A 17,679-nucleotide genomic window follows, 5' to 3' on the forward strand; every position below is an offset into this window, starting at 1 on the left:
CATCACTTGCCACCCGGCGCCCATCCCGTCTCACTCAGCGCCATGACCGATCTCGAACTCACCGTCCACGCCGCCAAGGAAGCCGGCAAACTCCTCAGCGCCAATTTCCATAGCGAAAAGACCGTCGACGAAGCGATGCACCACGACATCAAGCTCGCGCTCGACAAGGAAGCCCAGGACCTCATCGAAGGCATCCTCATCGGTGCCAATCCGAACGACGCCTTTTTCGGCGAGGAAGGCATCAGCGGCGATCAGAATTCCCGCCGCCAGTGGATCGTCGATCCCATCGACGGCACCGTGAACTTCTTCTACGGCATCCCGCACTTCTGCGTCTCGATCGCCCTGCGCGTCGATGACGAAGTCGTCCTCGGCGTCATCCACGATCCCATCGCCGGTGAAACCTGGACCGTCGAAAAGGGTGGCCAGCCCTTACTCGATGGCCGCCTCGTCTCGTGCAGCAAGCGCGAGAAGCTCGAGGAATCCATCCTCTTCATCGGTTGCGGCAAGGACGAAGAATCCCTCAAGATTGGACTCGAGCGTTTCCGCAAAGCCTCGCTTCGTGCCCGCAAGATGCGCATGATGGGCTCCGCCGCCCTCGGTCTCGCCTACGTCGCCACCGGCCGACTCGATGCCTACATCGAATCCCGCATCTCCCTCTGGGACATTGCCGCCGGCAAACTGCTCGTCGAAGCAGGCGGAGGAAAAGTCGAACTCAGCCCCGTCGGCAAAGACAACGTCTGGTCGATCATCGCCACCAACGGCAAGATCCCGATTGAAGAGATACTCTAGTAGGAATTTCGCGTAATTTCGCCAGGGCGATCAAGTTAGGGAGAGAATCGGCTCCAGCTTAATTTTTTCGGACCAAGATGGATAGGATCCCCCGTCGCCAAGGCTATGGCGGGACAGGTGGGTAGGATTTTAAAATCATGATCCTCAGTTCAGGCTAGAATTGAGGTTCAACCATGACGATCATCACCAAGATAACTGGATTTCGTTGCCTTCATCCTATTTATCCCATCCATCCTGGTCCAATTCCTTCCCTAGCTTGATCGCCCTGGTAATTTCGCGCCGTTTCGTTGTTCCGAACTCTGCCGGAACCTCAGCATCGACACCCGATCTTCGATATCCCACCCTTCACCCATGATCGGTTTCGGCTACGACATTCATCGCTTCAAGGAAGGCCGCCCTCTGATTCTCGGAGGCGTGGAAATTTCCCACACCCACGGACTCGACGGCCATTCGGATGCCGACGTGCTCAGCCATGCCATTGCCGACGCCATCCTCGGCACCCTCGGTCTGCCCGACATTGGCCACTGGTTCCCGCCGGGTGATCCGTCCTGCAAGGACATCAACTCGCTCCTTATTCTCGAAAAAGCCGCCGCCCTCATCCGCGAGCGTGGCTACGAACTGGTGAACATCGATTCCACCCTCGTCGCCGAAGCCCCCAAGGTCCTCCCGCACCGCGAAGCGATGCAAAAGAAGATCGCTGAGGCCCTCGGTCTTGCACCGGAGCGCATCGGCATCAAGGCCACCACCAACGAACTGTTAGGCGCGATCGGCCGCCAGGAGGGCATCGCCGCCATGGCCGTCGCGCTGATCAAGCAGGCGTAGTCGATAGGGAGAAGGAGTTTCCTTTCGCCACACCCCAAGATGATCAACCGTCCGCAGGGCGAATCCCCACGCCCCAGCGTCTTTCTCCTCCGCCCAACGGACTTCCCTCCTCCTTCGCCGAGGCTACGAAGGACAAGAAGTCCGTCTCCATATTCACTCCTCCCCGCTCCACCAGCGGCTGATAAAAAGCTGATCTTCGTCAGAAAGCGTCTCCACTTCGATCCGGTGACGGCGGTTGCTGATGATCACGACCACGGCACTTCCGTCGACCTCGATCAACTGCGCAATTACCGCACGCCCCTCACGATCTGTTAGGCGTCGATTCACCCGTGCCGGCCCCGCAGATATTCCTTCTTCGGTCCGCTTGCTCTCGCTCAGCTTCTTTTTCTGAAGGGCGCGGCGATCCTCCGACTCATGGTAGAGCACGATCTGGTCGATGTTGAAATTCTTCGAGCGCCCGTGGATCGTCAGCTCGTAGGTTTCGCCCGCTTTCAGGCTGTATACCGGCGGAAACTTCTTGTGCCCCTCGTCAAGCATCATGGCCCAACCCCAGCCATCCGCATCGCCGCCGTAGATCTTGGTATCGTTCTTCAGCGTCTTGATCGGCGTCTCACCGCCTGACTCAAAGTCTCCCTTCAGGGCCACGTAGCAATCATTCGAAACATCTTCCCGCTTACTCTCCAATTGCTTCCTCGCCCGAATCATCAGTGTGTAGACGCCATCCTTTGAAATCTTGAACTCATACTTCAGTGCCGACTCCGGCGGACCACCTTCCGTCCGGTTCCCGGTGAACTCCAAATGGCACTCGCCCGCGAAATCCTTCACATCGGTTTTCTTCTCCCAATCGCCAAGCCGTGAAGCCGTCGACTCCGCCTCCATCACCACCAAGCCGCGCTTTTCCTCAAATACCGGATCAGCACTGAGCAAAATCGACGGCAAGCTCAAAAGGCTGCTCAAAACTAGACGAATCATACCATTCATACGAAAACCAGAGCCGCTTCTTTGGACGAAGTGCAGCCGACAATCAAGTCAGCGTAAGAAACTTCCAATGAGGAAGCCGAAAGTGTCACCGCGCCTCGCGCCTGACCTTATGACTGCGCGGGCACAGCCTTGAAATGCATGAGGGACTGCGCACGTCTTCAACCTTGCCAAACTCATCGGGAGCCGATAGTGTTCACCCGTGCACCATCGACCAGCCCACCCCTACCTCATTGCCTGGCTGCGGCGCACACGCAAGCAGTTGGCGAAGAGCGGGCGATTGAGTGAGACCGCACTGATCCTCAGTCAAAAGGAAGGCGGCCACCCATCCACCTGGTCGACCGAACTCCGAGCCATTCTGGAAGGCGACGTCATTCCTTCCCTCGATCTCATCACGATGATCGACAGCATTCTGGCGAGACCAACAGCCCCTCTCAGTCAGCGGGACTGTCCGTTGCTTTTCTGAGCTGCACGGCACGCACCTGCAAACGCCGCCAGTAGTCCAGGTCCTTCTTTCTTGAGAAGCGGGCTTGCCATTCTCGCAGACGTGATCCCGTCAGCACCTTCGAGCCACCCACCAGCGTTTCATTGTAGCTATCCGGCGTGACCACCGAGCGGACCTCCGCAAAGGCGCGCTTGAAGGCCGCACGCGTCCGGCTCTGCACGCGACGATGTCCCGAGCCGGTTACGAGATTTGTTAGAAACAAGCCCCCGGGAGCCAGCAGCTCTGTTAGAACGTCGATGCCCCGTCCGGGCTTCTTCTCCGGACGATAGACATCCTCCGCTCCCGCCAGATAGCAGTCGTCGATGATCACATCGTAGCGCTCCTTCCGACCGCTCGCCCATCGATAGGCATCGGCAAAGTGCACCTTCATTCCAATCTCATCGAGATGCATGTGCTCCCGTGCCACCTCCACCACTTTCCTATCGATATCCACCGCCGTGAATCGGCACTTCGGCAAAAGTTGCCGGAGGATCCGCAGCGTCGTACCGCCGGCCAGCCCCAGCATCAGAACCGACTTCGGCGGACCATCAGAGCGCAGCAGACAAGCTGCAGCCAGATTGTCCCACGCCAAGCCCGTGAGATAGCGATCCCGGTGCCACCAGGCGTGCACGGCTCCCGACACGCGAAACTCACAACTAAGCTCCGATTTCCAGACCTCGATTTTTTGAAACTCGGTCTCGACGGTGGAATGTCGGCGCATCGGCATCCGGCACCCTTTCATGATGACTGCCGATTCGCGAGTGCGGATCGGGCGCATCCAAAACCACGGGTAAGTGGGATCGAAGGGAGTTTCGCGCGATTTCCTTGTTGGGGCCTCTTCATCCTTGCCAGCCAGACCTTGTCGCTCATTCTCCCGCCGCCGCGAAAAACAAAGCGGCACCCTTCGGGAGGCCCGTCGCACGGGCAGGAAATTGATGGGGAATCCGGTTAGAATCCGGAGCGGTTCCGCCACTGTATGAGCTGTGAAAGCAGCGCAAGCCAGAATACCAGCCTGAAGAGTTGTCTTAGCGAACCTGCGAGAATCGGGTTCATGGACCCAAACGAACAATGCACAACAACCAAACGTCCTGCTCATGGAGGACGCTCACGACAAGCCGTAGCCTTTTCATCGCCTCGGCCCTCACCTTCTCCGGCAATCTTTCCGCCGAAGTCGAATCGGAACTCGATGCCCTGATCATTTCCGCCACGCGGATGCCCGGCCTCGCCTCGGATTCCACCTCGGCCGTCACCATCCTCGATCCCGAAGATCTCGAAAGTCGCGGCATCTACGATCTCCGCCAGGCACTCAACGAAGTTCCCGGCGTGATCGCCACTTCGACCGCCGGTCAAACCGGAGCCGTCGGCTCCGTCTTCATCCGCGGCACCTCCACCGCCTATTCGCAGTTGGTCGTCGATGGCATCCGCCTCAGCGACTCGACCAGCCAGCTCGGAAACTTTTTCGGCGCGGCGCGTATCGATGACATCGGGCGCATTGAAGTGCTGCGCGGTCCCCACGCTGCGATCCACGGCGGAGAAGCCGTCGGCGGCGTGATTTGGCTCGAAACTGCCAGGGGGTCAGGCGATCCAACTACCCGCTTGAATCTCGAAGGTGGTTCTTTCGACTCCCTCAACGGCTACCTCTCAAACTCCGGGCAAAGCGGCAAACTCTCGTGGTTCGCCGGTCTCGGGTACGATGGCACCCACAACGACGACATCCGCCAGGACTTCGACCAATCCCGCGGAGCCTTGCGACTCGAGTGGGCGCAGAATGAAAACCTGACCCTCGGCATGACCTTCCGGGCTGTCGACTCGCGCTTCGAGTATCAGAACTTCGGCACCAACGTCGACCACACCGACTCAGCTCTGGCTACCATCTACGCCAACACCCGTATACGGGAGAACTGGAATGCCCGCTTCACCCTCGGTCACTATCGCGAGAACTACGACAACGACACCGCCTTCGGAAACTACGGCACCGACCTCGATCGCACCGTTCTTTCCACCGATCACACCATTGTTCTCGACCCCTGCCACAGCATTCTAGCCGGGGCATTTTTCGAACACAACGACTTCTCTAACACCATCGGCTCCGATGTCGGACAGGACCGCTTCGGCGTGCACCTCGGCTGGCAATGGACGCCGATGGAATCCGTTGTCACCGACGCCGTCGTCCGCTGGGAAGACTACGCCGACTTCGATGATGAGATCACTTGGCGTGTCGGAGCCTCATGGCAGGCACTTGAGGATACCCGCCTGCGTGCTGGTCTCGGACGAGCCTTCCGCACTCCGACCTTTCTCGACCTCTATGGCACCGCATTCGGCGCTGGAAATCCCAACCTCAAGGCCGAAACCAGCCTGGGATGGGATGTCGGCGTCGAGCAAATCATTGCCGAGGACCACGCCGTTTCCGTCACCTGGTTTGCCAACTCCATCGAAGACCAGGTCCGCTCTTTCCCCACACCACCCGTCAACATCTCCGGTGAGACCCCGACACGCGGTCTCGAAACCGCGCTTGATGGATCGTGGTGCGACAACGAATGGCGCTACCGCCTCTCGTGGACCTGGCTCGATGAATCCCTCCGGGACATGCCCGAAAATACCGCCACCGCATCCCTCGACTGGCGACCAATTGACAAGCTGTTAGTCGGAGTCGGAGCAAGCTACATCGATGAGCGTTCCTACGGCGGCGCACCACTCGAAGACTACTTCTTGCTGCGAATCTACGGCAGCTACCAGGTCAGCGAACATCTCACTCTCCACGCCCGAGTCGAGAACCTCACCGATACCGACTACGAACTCTCCCGCTTCGGCACCCCCATCGCCGGCCCCGGCCTGGGATTCTTCACCGGAATCACGGCAGCGTTCTAACACTCCTGACCGTTCATACCCATCCCCGCTTCTGCTTGGGTCATCTCACCCAAGCAGGAGCGTCTCTCACGGCGGGTATCGGTCCGTTGCTGAGGAAAAAGGAAAGGGCCGCAGACTGATCGGAAAAATCGGGCCTCTTCAGCCATCCTTTGTGCGATTTGGAGGGAACGCGACCGGGAAGGGCCGGTCGATTTGACTAGTGAGTCAAAATGGCGGATTGACTTGACCAATTAGTCAAGTAGAGGTCCCCGCATGCCTCCACAGAGCACAGCCCGCGTCCGCCTGCTCGACGCGATGATCGCTGCCATTTGGGAGCGCAGCTACGGATCCACGACGGTCGATGCGATTTGTGAGCGGGCGGATGTCCGCAAGGGGTCCTTCTATCACTTCTTCAAATCGAAGACCGATCTCGCCGTTGCCGCCTTGGAACACCTTTGGGAAAGTTCCAGTCGGCCGACCATTGAAGAAGTCTTCTCGCCATCCCGGCCACCGCTCGCACGGTTCGAGCGGATGATCGAGCTGTGGTATCAGAAAGCCATCAATTGCCAGCGGGACCACGGCCGCGTTCTTGGCTGTCCGTATTTCAATCTTGGCACTGAAACGGCCGCCATCGAACCCGAGGTGGCTGCCACCATCCGCCAGATGCTCGACCGCTACCAGTCCTACGTGGAAGACACGCTACGCGAAGCGATTGAGAAAGGTGACATCTCGATCGACGACCCCGAGGAGACCGCTGCCTGCATCTTTTCCATGATGGAAGGCTGCTCCACGCAGGCCCGCATTCACAACGATCCCGAACGAGTCCGCCATTTCGCCGGAGCATTCGGCCGGATCATCGGTGCCGAACTCCACCCCAATCTCGAGAGCCCAAGCGTCCGCTCCTAACAATTTCCCCATATCCTCTCATGAGCTCATCAACCAAATCGCGCCAATCCCTCGCCTGGATCGGCATCATCATCGTTCTCGGCGTCACCATGTGGTTCGGCTTGAAAGCCCTGCGCGAAGCAGAGCCAGAGATCGGACCAGCAGGCGGAGCCGGCGGTCGTCCGCCCAGCACGGTCATTGTCAGCCCCGTCGAAGAAAGCGAGATCGTCGAGAACCTCACCGTCACAGGAACACTGCGTGCCGTCCATCGGGCGGAAGTCGCGGCAAGGGAATCCGCAGCCGTCGATTCGCTGAATGTCGACGAAGGTGACCTCATTGAAGCCGGTGCCGTGATCGCAAAACTCGACACCCGCCGACTGGAAGCCCTCAAACAGGAAGCGACCGCCGCACTCACCGCATCAAAGGCTGAATTGACTCAACGGGAAGCCGAGCGGGAACGGGCGGTTCTTGATGAAGAGATGATGCGCGGCCTGTGGGACGAGCGCGCGGTGGCCGAGCGGGAATACCTCGACAGCCTCCGGGAAATGAAGGTCTCCGAAGCTCAGGTAAACGCGGCAAAGGAAGCGGTCGAAGTCGCCAGCAAGCGCTTCGAGCTGTTAGACGTCCGCTTTGTCGACTTGGAAATCAAAGCTCCCTTCTCGGGACGTGTGGTCGCCGTCCACACCGAATTGGGCGAATGGCTCAACGAGGGTGATCCCGTCATCACGCTGGTTTCCACCGGTGCCGTCGAAGCATGGCTTCAACTCCCCGAGAGGAAGGCTTCACTGCTCAAACATGCGTCGCCGGAGTCCGTTCAGCTGAGGCTTCCTGGCCGCAACGAGAGCATCAAAGCCGACAGCATCTCAGTGATTCCCGACGTCGAGGGACGCTCACGCAGCTTCAACCTGATTGCCCACGTTCCCGATCCCGAGAACCTGCTGATTCCCGGATCATCCGTCGAAGCCATCGTGCCGCTTGGACTGCCAACCAAGCAGTTGGTGATCTCCGCGGACGCCATCCTCAAGAGCTACTCCGGGACCCACGTTTATGTCCCCGACACGAGCAGCGAGGGACCACCAATCGCGAAGCAGGTGCCCGTCGATTTGCTCTTCGAGCGCAACGGCAAATCCATCCTGGTTCCGGGAACTCTGAAAGCAGGTGACCAGGTCATCGTCGAAGGAAACGAGCGCCTCTTTCCCGGCACCCCTCTCGATCCGAAACCATGGACCGAGACACGCGGTGAAGCAGGAAACACGAGCGCACGCTGAGCCATGAGAAACATCATCGAATCACTCATCCGGCAACCCATCAGCATCGCGGTGGGTACGATGCTTGCCGTATTTACCGGCATCCTTGCCATCACCCAGGTGCCGGTGCGGATGACGCCCGAGATCTCATCGGTGGTGATCGCCGTCACCACGACCTGGGAAAATGCCTCATCAGACGAAATCGAGTCCGACATTATCGAAGAGCAGGAAAAGGTTCTCGGCGAAACGACCGGCCTGCAGTCGATGATCAGCACCAGCGCCGCTGGCCAGGGGACGATCCGTCTGGAATTTGAAACCGGCACCGACATTTCCGAAGCCCAGCATGAAGTGCTCCAGAAACTCGATGAGGTTCCCGGCTATCCGGACGGCGTGCTGCAACCCGTCGTCCAGGACATTGATCCCGAATCCGCCGACTACATCGCATGGATCGGGCTGTTTTCGACCGACCCCAACTACAATCCCGGGCAGCTTTACGACTTCATGGATCGCAGCATCAAGCCGCGCTTCGAACGAATCCCGGGAGTCAGCGAGGTGGGCGTGCGGGGTGCGACAGCCTCCGAACTTCAGATCGTCGTCGACCCCCATGCGCTCGCTCAACGCGGCATCACTTACGCTCAACTGCGCAGTGGCATCACCGCCGCCAATGCCAACTTTTCCGGTGGCAAGATCGAGCAGGGAAAGCGTGACTTCCGAATCCGGGCAACCGGCCGATTCGACACGCCGGAGTCCGCGGAAAGGATGATCATTTTCCGCGACGAGGCGGGGCCCGTCTACCTCGGTGATGTCGCCGAGATCCGCAACGACTGGAAGGAGCCGACCTCATGGGTTCGTTCGCGCGGACAACGTGCCGCCTTTTTCAACTTCCAGCTCCAACGGGGAGCGAACCTTCTCGAGACCATGGAGCTCCTCAATGCAGAAGTGGCCGAGCTGAACAAACCCGGCGCCTTGCTCGATGAGAAGGCCCGCCAACTCGGCATGGATGGAACTCTGGAGTTGGTGCAGACATACGACGCTTCCACCTACGTTGAAGACGCCTTTGAACTGGTCCGCTCCAATCTCGTCCTCGGAGGCCTACTTGCCACCATCACTCTGCTGTTCTTCCTGCGCAGCCTGCGGGCGGTCGGCATCATCGCGATCGCCATTCCCGTCTCAACCATCGCCTCATTCACCGTGCTGGTGATGCTGGGACGCTCGATCAACATCATCTCACTGGCGGGTCTCGCCTTCGCGGTCGGCATGGTGGTCGACAACGCCATCGTCGTCATCGAGAACATCTTCCGCCATCTGGAAATGGGCAAGAAGCCGACGACCGCAGCCCGTGATGGCGCCATCGAAGTCGGTGGCGCCGTGCTCGCCTCGACTCTAACAACCGTGGTCGTGTTTGCCCCCATTCTGATGATCGAGGAGCAGGCGGGACAGCTGTTCCGAGACATCGCTCTGGCACTGATGGCCGCGGTGAGCCTCTCGCTGGTCGTGAGCTTGACGCTCATTCCCGTCGCCTCCGGAAAATGGCTGACGCCCACCGAAACCGGGGACGGACCTTCGCTCTTTGACCGGGTGTTCGGATCACGTTTCTTCAAGATCCTCGGAGCTCCTCTGCGCCCTTTCGGCATCCTCTTTGAAAGACTGCCGGACATGGCTGCCAGCGCGGTGAGATTCGTGACCGCCACCTGGGCGCGACGTTTCACCGTGATCATTTCCTTCACCCTCGTGATGATCACCGGCACTGGCATCCTGATGCCACCGCTCGACTACCTCCCGCAAGGAAATCGCAACCTTGTCTTCGGTCTGCTCTTCCCGCCTCCCGGCTACAACCTCGACGCCCTGTCGGAAATGGGCGAGCGCATTGAGGAGAGGATCCAGCCCCTGTGGGAGGCCACGCCTGACAAGTACGGCATCGAGACCCGCCTGTCCGGTGGCGAGATGGTGGTCGAAAACAATATCCAGCCGATCCCCGCCGGCGATGGTTCGGGGCTGATGATCACGCCTCCTCCGCTGGACAATTACTTCCTCGTTTCCTTCGAAGGACGGATCTTTCACGGCGGCATCTCGGCAGACAAGAAGACGGTCGCCGACCTCGTCCCCGCCTTCAACTACGCCGCCTCCGGCACAGCGACGCCCGACACTTTTTCGATCGCCTTCCAGATGCCCTTGTTCCGCGTCGGCGGCTCGACGGGATCCGCTGTGCAGATCGACTTTAAAGGCCGCGATCTCGATGCCGTATCCGGGGCCGCCGCGGCCGTCATGGGTGCCATGATGAGCAATCCCGACTCCCAAGCCCGGATTACTCCCGCTCCTCCGAACTTCGCCTTCCCGCTCGATGAAATGCGCATCGTCCCCGATGACGCCCGTCTTCGGGAGCTCGACATGACTCGTTCCGATCTCGGCCTTGCGGTCCAGGCGGGAGGCGATGGCATCGTGCTCTTCCGGGACTATGAGCAGGACGGTGAACTCAAGGACATCAAGATTCTAACAAAGGGAGAGGAAGGAAAGGAGCCGCTCGATCAGCTCCTCGACCTGCCGGTCGCCACCCCGTCCGGCGACATCGTCGACCTGCGCTCGATCGCCACGCTTGAGCGCGTTCGCGGACCCGACCAGATCCGCCACGTGGACCGTCAGCGCGCCGTCACGCTGGAGCTCACCCCGCCGGCCGGCCAGCCGCTCGAAACGGTGATCAGCCAGGTCACCGAGATGGTGGAAAACATGAAGGCGCAGGGTGCCATCCCTCCCGGCGTCGATGTCAGCCTATCCGGTTCAGCCGGCAAGCTGGCGGACATCAAGGGCGCACTCCTTGGAGACGGATCCCTCATCGGCACCCTCACCAGCAAACTGGTCCTCGCCATGGTCGTCATCTACCTTCTGATGGTCATTCTGTTTCAGAGCTGGGCCTACCCCCTCGTGATCATGCTGAGCGTGCCGCTTGCGACCTTCGGTGGTTTCCTCGGTCTCGCCGCGGTTCACCATCTCAGCCAGGGCGACCGCTACATGCCGGTGCAGAACCTCGACATGCTGACTATTCTGGGATTCGTGATTCTCGCCGGCGTCGTGGTGAACAACGCCATCCTCATCGTCCACCAGGCGCTCAATTTCATGCATCACGAAAAGCTCGATCCGATGACTTCAGTGGTCGAAAGCGTTCGCAGCCGGGTGCGGCCCATCCTGATGTCCACGCTGACTTCGGTCGGTGGCATGCTTCCACTCGTCGTGATGCCGGGCGCGGGCTCCGAGCTCTACCGTGGCCTTGGCGCCGTGGTCGTCGGCGGACTTACCGTAAGTACGGTATTCACCGTATTTCTCGTCCCCGCCGTTCTCAGCGTGATCTTTGCCCTGAAACAGCCTCAGTCCGAGGCAGCTTAACCATTTCACTCATGCGATCTCCATTTCCTAGAAATCTTAGCAAGCTTTGCGTGCTGGTGATTCCCTTCCTCGCGTCCTGCGCGGTCGGCCCGGATTACGTTGCCCCCCAGGCTGAGCTCGAGTCCGCCTTCAAGAACACCGGCTTTTCACAGGCACCCCCCGAGGGATCCTGGTGGTCGCTTTTCAACGACCCGGAACTCTCACGCCTGATCAAGATGGCCGACACCCAGGGCCAGGGAGTGCGCAGCGAGTTGGCCCGCTACGACCAGGCCCGTGCCACCCTCGGGCTGGCTCGCGCCGACATCTACCCGTCCGTCACGGCCGACGCCTACGCGCGGCGCCAGAAGGACAGCTCGAACTCGAACTTTTCCTTCGGCGTCTACAATGAGTACCGCGCCGCTCTGAACCTGAGTTGGGAAATTGATCTGTGGGGCCGGGTTCGTCGGAGCATCGGCGCCGCAGAGGCCAGCCTCCTTGCCGCCGAATATGATTACCAGGGCCTGATTCTCTCGCTGCGTGGTGAGATCACTCGCGCCTATGTTTCGCTCCGCTTTGCCGATGCCGAGATCGCCTTGCTCGAAAAAACGTCGAAGCTGCGCGGTGAGGCGAGACGCCTCATGAAAGCCCGCTTCGATGGCGGTGCGAGCAGCAAGATCGACTACCAGCGCTCGATCACGGAAGATGAAAGCGTCAAGGCCGAGCTCGCCCAGCTGCGCGCCCGGCGCGAGCGCTACGAGAACGCGCTCGCCGTCCTCACCGGACAAAGTGCTGCGGGCTATCACCTCGCAGCCAACGGCCGCACCCCGACCATCCCGGTGCCCCCATCCGCCGTCCCCTCTGATCTCCTTCGCCGGCGCCCCGACCTCGCGGCCAACGAACGCCGACTCGCCTATGCCAGCGAAACCATCGGTGTCGCCATCGCGACTTACCTCCCGCGCATTTCCATTACCGGTGAAGGAGGTTTCCGCTCCCTCAGCAGCACCGACCTCTTTGATCCCCAATCAAAGTTGTGGGGAATTGCACCGGAGCTTGTTGCGCCCATCTTCCAAGGTGGCCGTGGTTTCTCCGATAAAGCGAGGGCAGAGGCAGCCTATCGCGAAGCCCTCGGCATCTATCGCGGTTCCCTCCTGAGCGCCATTCAGGAAACCGAGGATGCGCTCGGCGATGTCCGCCACCTCGCCGTGGCATCAGCATCGAGAAAGAAAGGCTCCACCAGTGCCGCAGAAGCCGCCACGCTTACGCGCAAGCGCTACAACGCGGGCGTTACCGACTATTTTGAGGTCGTGGAATCGGAACGAACGGCCCTCAATGAAGAACAGGCCGCTCTTTCCATCGAGCTCGCGCGCGCCTTGGCAGCAACCCACCTTATCCAGTCGCTCGGCGGTGGCTGGCAGCGCTGAAATCGGTCGATATCCGGAGATGACAGGCATCCGGAGAGTTCGGACGCTAGACAGGCGGTCAAAGCGGGTACATGCTCCCCGCCGATGCTCCGCAGCGCCGCCTCCAGCACTCACAGCTCCGCCACCGGAGTTGCCGCGGCAAGCTTGAAGACAGCCCTCGCCGGGGCGTCGAGGTTACGCGCCAACGGATTTGTCACGCTCTACGAAAAAAACCCGCTCGACCTGACATCAGAAGTCCTTTCTGCTCTCGGGCACACTTCAACCGATACCGCATCAGATATTTCCCACTAACTTCATGGAACAGTTCATCAAGATCATGCAAAGCGAGTTCGTTTGGGGACTCCTCATTGGCTTCACCTTCGCATTTTTCGCTTGGAAGTCCGGGCTTTCGACAAAACTGCGGCTGTCCCGCGATGTGCGCCGATTGGAAAGCGAACTGCGCGAACTTCAGGGCCACCTCAACACCCAGCTGAAGATCAATTCCCAGGGAAATCAGTCACTCCAAGACGAGCTTGACGACCTGCGGAGGCAGAACGAGAACCTTCGAGTGTCTCTGGCGGGTCTGCAAAACAAGCCCGGCCGGGCCGAGCACCGTCAGTATCAGATCACCGAGAGTGCCGTGCGTATGATGCGTGAACAGGCACCCGGCTTCGCCCCAGCATGGGAAAAAGCCGTCCGTCAGGCCGAAGCCGAGGTCGAAGCTGGAGAAAGCGGTCTCAAACGGCTCGTGCGCAAGGTGATTCCCGGAATCGGAATGAGTTCCGGCCCCAATGCCAACACTCCCCACGACGACGAAGAGCACTAAAGCTCCCCAGCATTCCTCGTTTCTCTCGTAAGGGAGAATGCCCACTCCCCCGCCCCCATCCAAGTTGGGGAGCTCCCCATCCGACCGGCGAAAGCGCCTGTCGGGAAATCTTCGCTTTCTGCTAGCGAAAATTTCGTCTACCACCCCGATCAGACGGCCGTCTGATATCAGGTTCCCCCCTTGATATCCTGGGCGTTTCCTCCCCCTCCCCTCCCCCGGACCACTGACATCGCATGACCAAGCAGAACGGCAATGCCATCACCCCCCCATTCAACGATCTTGCGGCCAGCTGGGCAAACGGTCGTGGATCCACACTTTCCGCCGCCATAAGTGGCGATAGGCACCCGAAGCTGAAAATCACGGGTCCGGGTTTCCTCTACCGCTGGGACCATGATCAGGGCCCGATCGGGATCAAATTCCTCCCTGAAGGCGTGCACCTGACACCGACGCTGGAATCCCAGCAATACCTCGTCATCGAAGTCACCCCCAAAGGCCTGTCAGCACGATCTAACGGTCATCCGACCCACAACTTCCCCCTATTTAACCGAGCTCATCGGCAACAACTCAATGAGATCATCAACGACGCGAGGAATTGCTCGGTATCGGCGGCTTCTCAAAACGGTGATACCCTTCCACTGATCATCGCAGCCCAACGCCTGGTCGCCTTGGGTCGCCAGCTGCCGATGGGTGAACTCCGTGTCCGAAAAACCTCCAACGTCCCTGCCAAGCAGCAATTTGTCACCGATCTCCACCGCTGGTTATCCTCTCAAGTGGAAAAATCGGTGAAGCTCGGGGATGCAGCCGAGCACTTCAAGAAAAGCCCCCGACAACTGATCCGCATCCTCAAGGAAACGACCGGATCAGGATTCGCCGAACACCTCACGGCTCACCGTCTGACTCTCGCGCGACACCATCTGATGCGCACCGATATTTCCATCAAGGATGTCGCAAGAAAATCCGGCTTCAACAGCCGGGAACAGTTCATCCGGTCCTTCAGCAAGGCCTTCTCATGGACGCCTCTCCAATTCCGCAAGGCATGGAACAAGGCAGCGCTTTCTAACAGCGACTTGAAGGCACTTTGCCAGGTATCAGATCGGGATGCGGTAAGCTGGTTCGTGCCCGGTGAGCAGCCCATCGGTCACGCGGGCGAAAGCAACCTCCCCCCCCACACACTCATCGTTGCCAACGCCCTTCACGAAATCATCGAGCTATTCTCAGTCGACGCGAACGGCAAAGGAACCCGCGTCGCCGTCCTCGACCGGGGGGCCATGGAATTCATCAGTCGAGACAAGGCGGGATCACAGTGGTTGGTACGTAGTTCCGACAAACGATTCGAACGGATCTTTGTAACCCCCGCCGAGCATGCCATCGCGGTCATCTCGTCGGAGGTCTAGAGTGAGGGTCGCAGAAAGGGCTGCGAGATGGATCCCGCAGCCCTCTTTCTAAACTGGTTCGTAATCAAATGGCTCCTGTTAGGAAGCTGCCAGCCCCTCATCGAGGGCCTTGGGCAAGGGCTTCTCCTTACGACGGAGAGCCTTTCTCATTTTGGTCAGAGCGACATTCTGAAGTTGGCGGATGCGCTCGCGTGTTACCCCGAACTCACGGCCGACTTCTTCCAAGGTCAGCGGCTTCTTGCCATTAAGGCCGAAACGCTCGTCGATAATCTGGCGCTCCCGCTGATCAAGAACCGAAAGGAGGTCATCCAACTCACCATGCATGTTCTTGTCGCTGAGACTTTCGAGTGGGTTGTCGGCTGACTCGTCGCCAATGATCTCTCCATACTGAGTTGCCTCGCCTTCATTGATCGGAGCATCAAGCGATGTCGGACGTTGCGAAGCCTGCTTCAGCATCGCCAGTTTGCGACGCGGAAGACCCAGTTCTTCGGAGAGCTCCTCATCGGTCGGTTCCCGGCCAAGGGCTTCGCCGAGCATTGAGGAAATCCGGCGCATCTTGGCGATCTTATCGACCATGTGCACGGGAAGACGGATCGTCTTGCTCTGGTTGGCGAGCGCCCTTTTGATCGATTGCTTGATCCACCAGGCCGCATAGGTTGAAAGCTTTCCACCCTTCTCAGGATCAAAACGCTCGACCGCCTTCATCAGGCCGATGTTGCCTTCGGAAATCAGGTCGGAGAGTGGCAGCCCGTAGCCCGAATAATCCTGGGCAATCTTCACCACCAACCGCAGGTTGGCACTGATCATCTGGGTTCGCGCCTCCTTGTCTCCCTTCTTAATTTTGCCTGCCAGCACTACCTCTTCTTCAGGGGTAAGCAGCGGCGTGCGGGAAATTTCTCGCATGTAGAGCTTCAAGCTGGAGTCATTTTCAAATGCCATAATATTGGGTCCCTAAGCGGGATGGTTCGAGTGTTACTATAAGATTAAACGTCGCTGGGGGCTGTTTTGTTCCCGATTTTTTCGACTTCTTTTGTAATGACATGGTTAACACTGAAGCCCTGTCATTTCAACAAGGCTATCCTAGCAAATGACGTGCCGAGGCAGCCAAACGCCCTTAAAGCCTTATTTCGTAGGCTATTCGTGAATCCTCCAAGCAGGGACGACCGATTTGGCCGATGCATAATGCCCCACTTTGGACATTCTGTCGCACATCCTGCAATCCAGGCCGCTACGCAGATACACGAAATGCGCACGCGGCCCATGCCATCGACTCTCGCCGGAGGGAGAGCCGTCGACGAAGGCACACCGAGCAGCAGACGCCACCTGACCGAATTTCCATCGGCCTTTCCGCGAGGAATTATCCCCTGCGAATCGTCGATCCTGTAAATAGCACCATGATCCGATAGACCTTCTTCTTCCGGGTCTCGATCTTACCCGTCGCAAGATCGAAACGCTCGGGAATCTCCTGACGGTGAATATCGACGCTGGCCTTGAAACCGCGCTCCGAAAAGATGTCGATCAGGATTGCCAAAGCAATGGGCTGATCAAAGAGCGGATCCTCCGTATTGATCGTCGCGCGTCCACTCACGGCGTAGCGCTTGATGATCGGCATCGTCTTTTCCTGAATAAAGTCGACGACCGCCTTCAGCAGTTCGGGGTGCTCTACCTGGTAGCCGTCCAGCCGCTTCACCAGTTCCTGCCGCGCACGCTGGACAATGTCCTCAGCCAATGGAATTGCCCGCAGCGAATCATAAGTCCGCGGATCCAGCTCGAGTGAACTCTGATAGTCGAGCTCTCGGATGATGTTCTGCTGGACCACTTCGATCGGTGCCTGGGCATTGATGAAGTGATAGTGGAATATCTGCTTCAGTGAGACCAAGGCATCATAGGTCTTCTCCTTGAAAGTCCGGTAACGGTTCCGCGCAAGCTCCGGGTCGAAGTCGGTCTTTCGCTCTTCCCACAACTCCCCGATCCCGGATTCCCTGACCTCCTTGTTGTGCGCGATCGATTCACGACCGCGCTTCAACTGACGTTCGATGCTTTCAGCTTCATCGACGAACAACACCATGATGTGAAAGGTCGGCTGCCGGAAGAGATGAGCCGTGGGCGTGTTGGAAAACTCCCGGCGCAGGGAAATCATCTGATCATAAAACAACTTTAGGCATTCGACCTGCACCTTGGTCCGGGGGAATCCATCGAGCACCGTGCCGTCCCGAATATTGGAGCGAAGCAAGCGGAACAATAGCAACCGGAGCACTTCTTCATCTCCGACCATTCCCCCTTCTTCCTTGATTTTCCGCGCTTCCGGAGAATCGAGCAGCTCGCTGATGACGATCGGCTCCGCGGTGATCCCCCGGACCTTGCGGATGAAATTGGTATTCGTCCCCTTACCCGATCCCGGAGCGCCACCCAGAAGGATCAGCTCTTTGGGAAATTGAAGGTTCTCGCGCCCGAATTCATTCTCCAAACCCCTCCAGACCCGATTGAAAATCAACTGAGCGTCCTTGATTTCAAGATCCTGTGGGGGATTGGCTGCGGGCTTTTGTTCGGAACTCATCAGACCGGAACTCCACACCACACCGGCAGCTTGGTCCAGCATCGCTGCTAAAATCATAAGAAATAGCCATCGATGCCGAAATCATGCGCCCCG

General features: G+C 58.9%; 15 protein-coding genes and 1 riboswitch. Of the genes, 11 read left to right on the forward strand and 4 right to left on the reverse strand.

Features of this window, described 5'->3' with window-relative positions; translation table 11 throughout:
* The first annotated feature begins 42 nt into the window (after window positions 1–42).
* Both ACFQY0_RS18705 and ispF read left to right on the forward strand, forming a co-directional pair.
* A complete protein-coding gene (locus tag ACFQY0_RS18705) occupies window positions 43–789 on the forward strand; it encodes an inositol monophosphatase family protein (RefSeq protein ID WP_379715657.1) in 747 nt (248 codons plus the stop codon).
* Window positions 790–1,140: 351 nt separating this feature from the next.
* The gene (gene ispF, locus ACFQY0_RS18710) at window positions 1,141–1,611 is read left to right on the forward strand and encodes a 2-C-methyl-D-erythritol 2,4-cyclodiphosphate synthase (RefSeq protein WP_379715660.1); all 471 of its coding nucleotides are present in this window, start codon (window positions 1,141–1,143) and stop codon (window positions 1,609–1,611) included.
* Window positions 1,612–1,764: 153 nt separating this feature from the next.
* On the opposite strand, the gene ACFQY0_RS18715 is transcribed toward ispF, so the two are convergent.
* Window positions 1,765–2,583, reverse strand: coding sequence for a hypothetical protein (locus tag ACFQY0_RS18715; RefSeq protein WP_379715663.1), 819 nt, complete (start codon window positions 2,581–2,583; stop codon window positions 1,765–1,767).
* Window positions 2,584–2,791: 208 nt separating this feature from the next.
* On the opposite strand from ACFQY0_RS18715, the gene ACFQY0_RS18720 reads away from it, so the two are divergent.
* Window positions 2,792–3,055 (forward strand): hypothetical protein, encoded by a 264-nt coding sequence (locus ACFQY0_RS18720; RefSeq protein WP_379715666.1) that lies wholly within the window; start codon window positions 2,792–2,794, stop codon window positions 3,053–3,055.
* On the opposite strand, the gene ACFQY0_RS18725 is transcribed toward ACFQY0_RS18720, so the two are convergent.
* Window positions 3,024–3,815, reverse strand: coding sequence for a spermidine synthase (locus tag ACFQY0_RS18725; protein WP_379715669.1), 792 nt, complete (start codon window positions 3,813–3,815; stop codon window positions 3,024–3,026). The two genes, ACFQY0_RS18720 and ACFQY0_RS18725, sit on opposite strands and share 32 nt — an antisense overlap.
* Before the next feature lie 147 nt (window positions 3,816–3,962).
* Window positions 3,963–4,103: riboswitch (cobalamin riboswitch) on the forward strand.
* A 38-nt stretch (window positions 4,104–4,141) separates the two neighbouring features.
* Between ACFQY0_RS18725 and ACFQY0_RS18730 the strand changes: the two genes are divergently transcribed.
* From ACFQY0_RS18730 to ACFQY0_RS18765, 8 genes are all read left to right on the forward strand, one after another.
* A complete protein-coding gene (locus ACFQY0_RS18730) occupies window positions 4,142–5,941 on the forward strand; it encodes a TonB-dependent receptor plug domain-containing protein (RefSeq protein ID WP_379715672.1) in 1,800 nt (599 codons plus the stop codon).
* Between the two features lie 252 nt (window positions 5,942–6,193).
* Window positions 6,194–6,826 (forward strand): TetR/AcrR family transcriptional regulator, encoded by a 633-nt coding sequence (locus ACFQY0_RS18735; RefSeq protein WP_379715675.1) that lies wholly within the window; start codon window positions 6,194–6,196, stop codon window positions 6,824–6,826.
* Window positions 6,827–6,846: 20 nt separating this feature from the next.
* Entirely contained in the window at window positions 6,847–8,073 is a 1,227-nt protein-coding gene (locus tag ACFQY0_RS18740) for an efflux RND transporter periplasmic adaptor subunit (RefSeq protein ID WP_379715678.1), read from the forward strand.
* A 3-nt stretch (window positions 8,074–8,076) separates the two neighbouring features.
* Window positions 8,077–11,430 carry an efflux RND transporter permease subunit gene (locus ACFQY0_RS18745; protein WP_379715681.1) on the forward strand — a complete coding sequence of 1,118 codons (3,354 nt, stop codon included), beginning with the start codon at window positions 8,077–8,079 and terminating at the stop codon, window positions 11,428–11,430.
* 11 nt (window positions 11,431–11,441) lie between these two features.
* Window positions 11,442–12,830 carry an efflux transporter outer membrane subunit gene (locus ACFQY0_RS18750; RefSeq protein ID WP_379715684.1) on the forward strand — a complete coding sequence of 463 codons (1,389 nt, stop codon included), beginning with the start codon at window positions 11,442–11,444 and terminating at the stop codon, window positions 12,828–12,830.
* Between the two features lie 84 nt (window positions 12,831–12,914).
* The gene (locus ACFQY0_RS18755) at window positions 12,915–13,121 is read left to right on the forward strand and encodes a hypothetical protein (RefSeq protein WP_379715687.1); all 207 of its coding nucleotides are present in this window, start codon (window positions 12,915–12,917) and stop codon (window positions 13,119–13,121) included.
* Window positions 13,122–13,125: 4 nt separating this feature from the next.
* On the forward strand, window positions 13,126–13,635 hold the full coding sequence (locus ACFQY0_RS18760) for a hypothetical protein (protein ID WP_379715690.1): 510 nt from the start codon (window positions 13,126–13,128) through the stop codon (window positions 13,633–13,635).
* A gap of 233 nt (window positions 13,636–13,868) precedes the next feature.
* A complete protein-coding gene (locus ACFQY0_RS18765) occupies window positions 13,869–15,029 on the forward strand; it encodes a helix-turn-helix transcriptional regulator (RefSeq protein ID WP_379715693.1) in 1,161 nt (386 codons plus the stop codon).
* Between the two features lie 78 nt (window positions 15,030–15,107).
* Here ACFQY0_RS18765 and ACFQY0_RS18770 read toward each other — a convergent pair whose 3' ends face one another.
* Both ACFQY0_RS18770 and ACFQY0_RS18775 read right to left on the reverse strand, forming a co-directional pair.
* Window positions 15,108–15,968, reverse strand: coding sequence for a sigma-70 family RNA polymerase sigma factor (locus ACFQY0_RS18770; protein ID WP_379715696.1), 861 nt, complete (start codon window positions 15,966–15,968; stop codon window positions 15,108–15,110).
* Between the two features lie 418 nt (window positions 15,969–16,386).
* On the reverse strand, window positions 16,387–17,586 hold the full coding sequence (locus tag ACFQY0_RS18775) for a nucleoside monophosphate kinase (RefSeq protein WP_379715699.1): 1,200 nt from the start codon (window positions 17,584–17,586) through the stop codon (window positions 16,387–16,389).
* Window positions 17,587–17,679 lie beyond the last annotated feature (93 nt).

This window comes from Haloferula chungangensis, from assembly GCF_042664875.1.
GTDB lineage: Bacteria > Verrucomicrobiota > Verrucomicrobiia > Verrucomicrobiales > Akkermansiaceae > Haloferula > Haloferula chungangensis.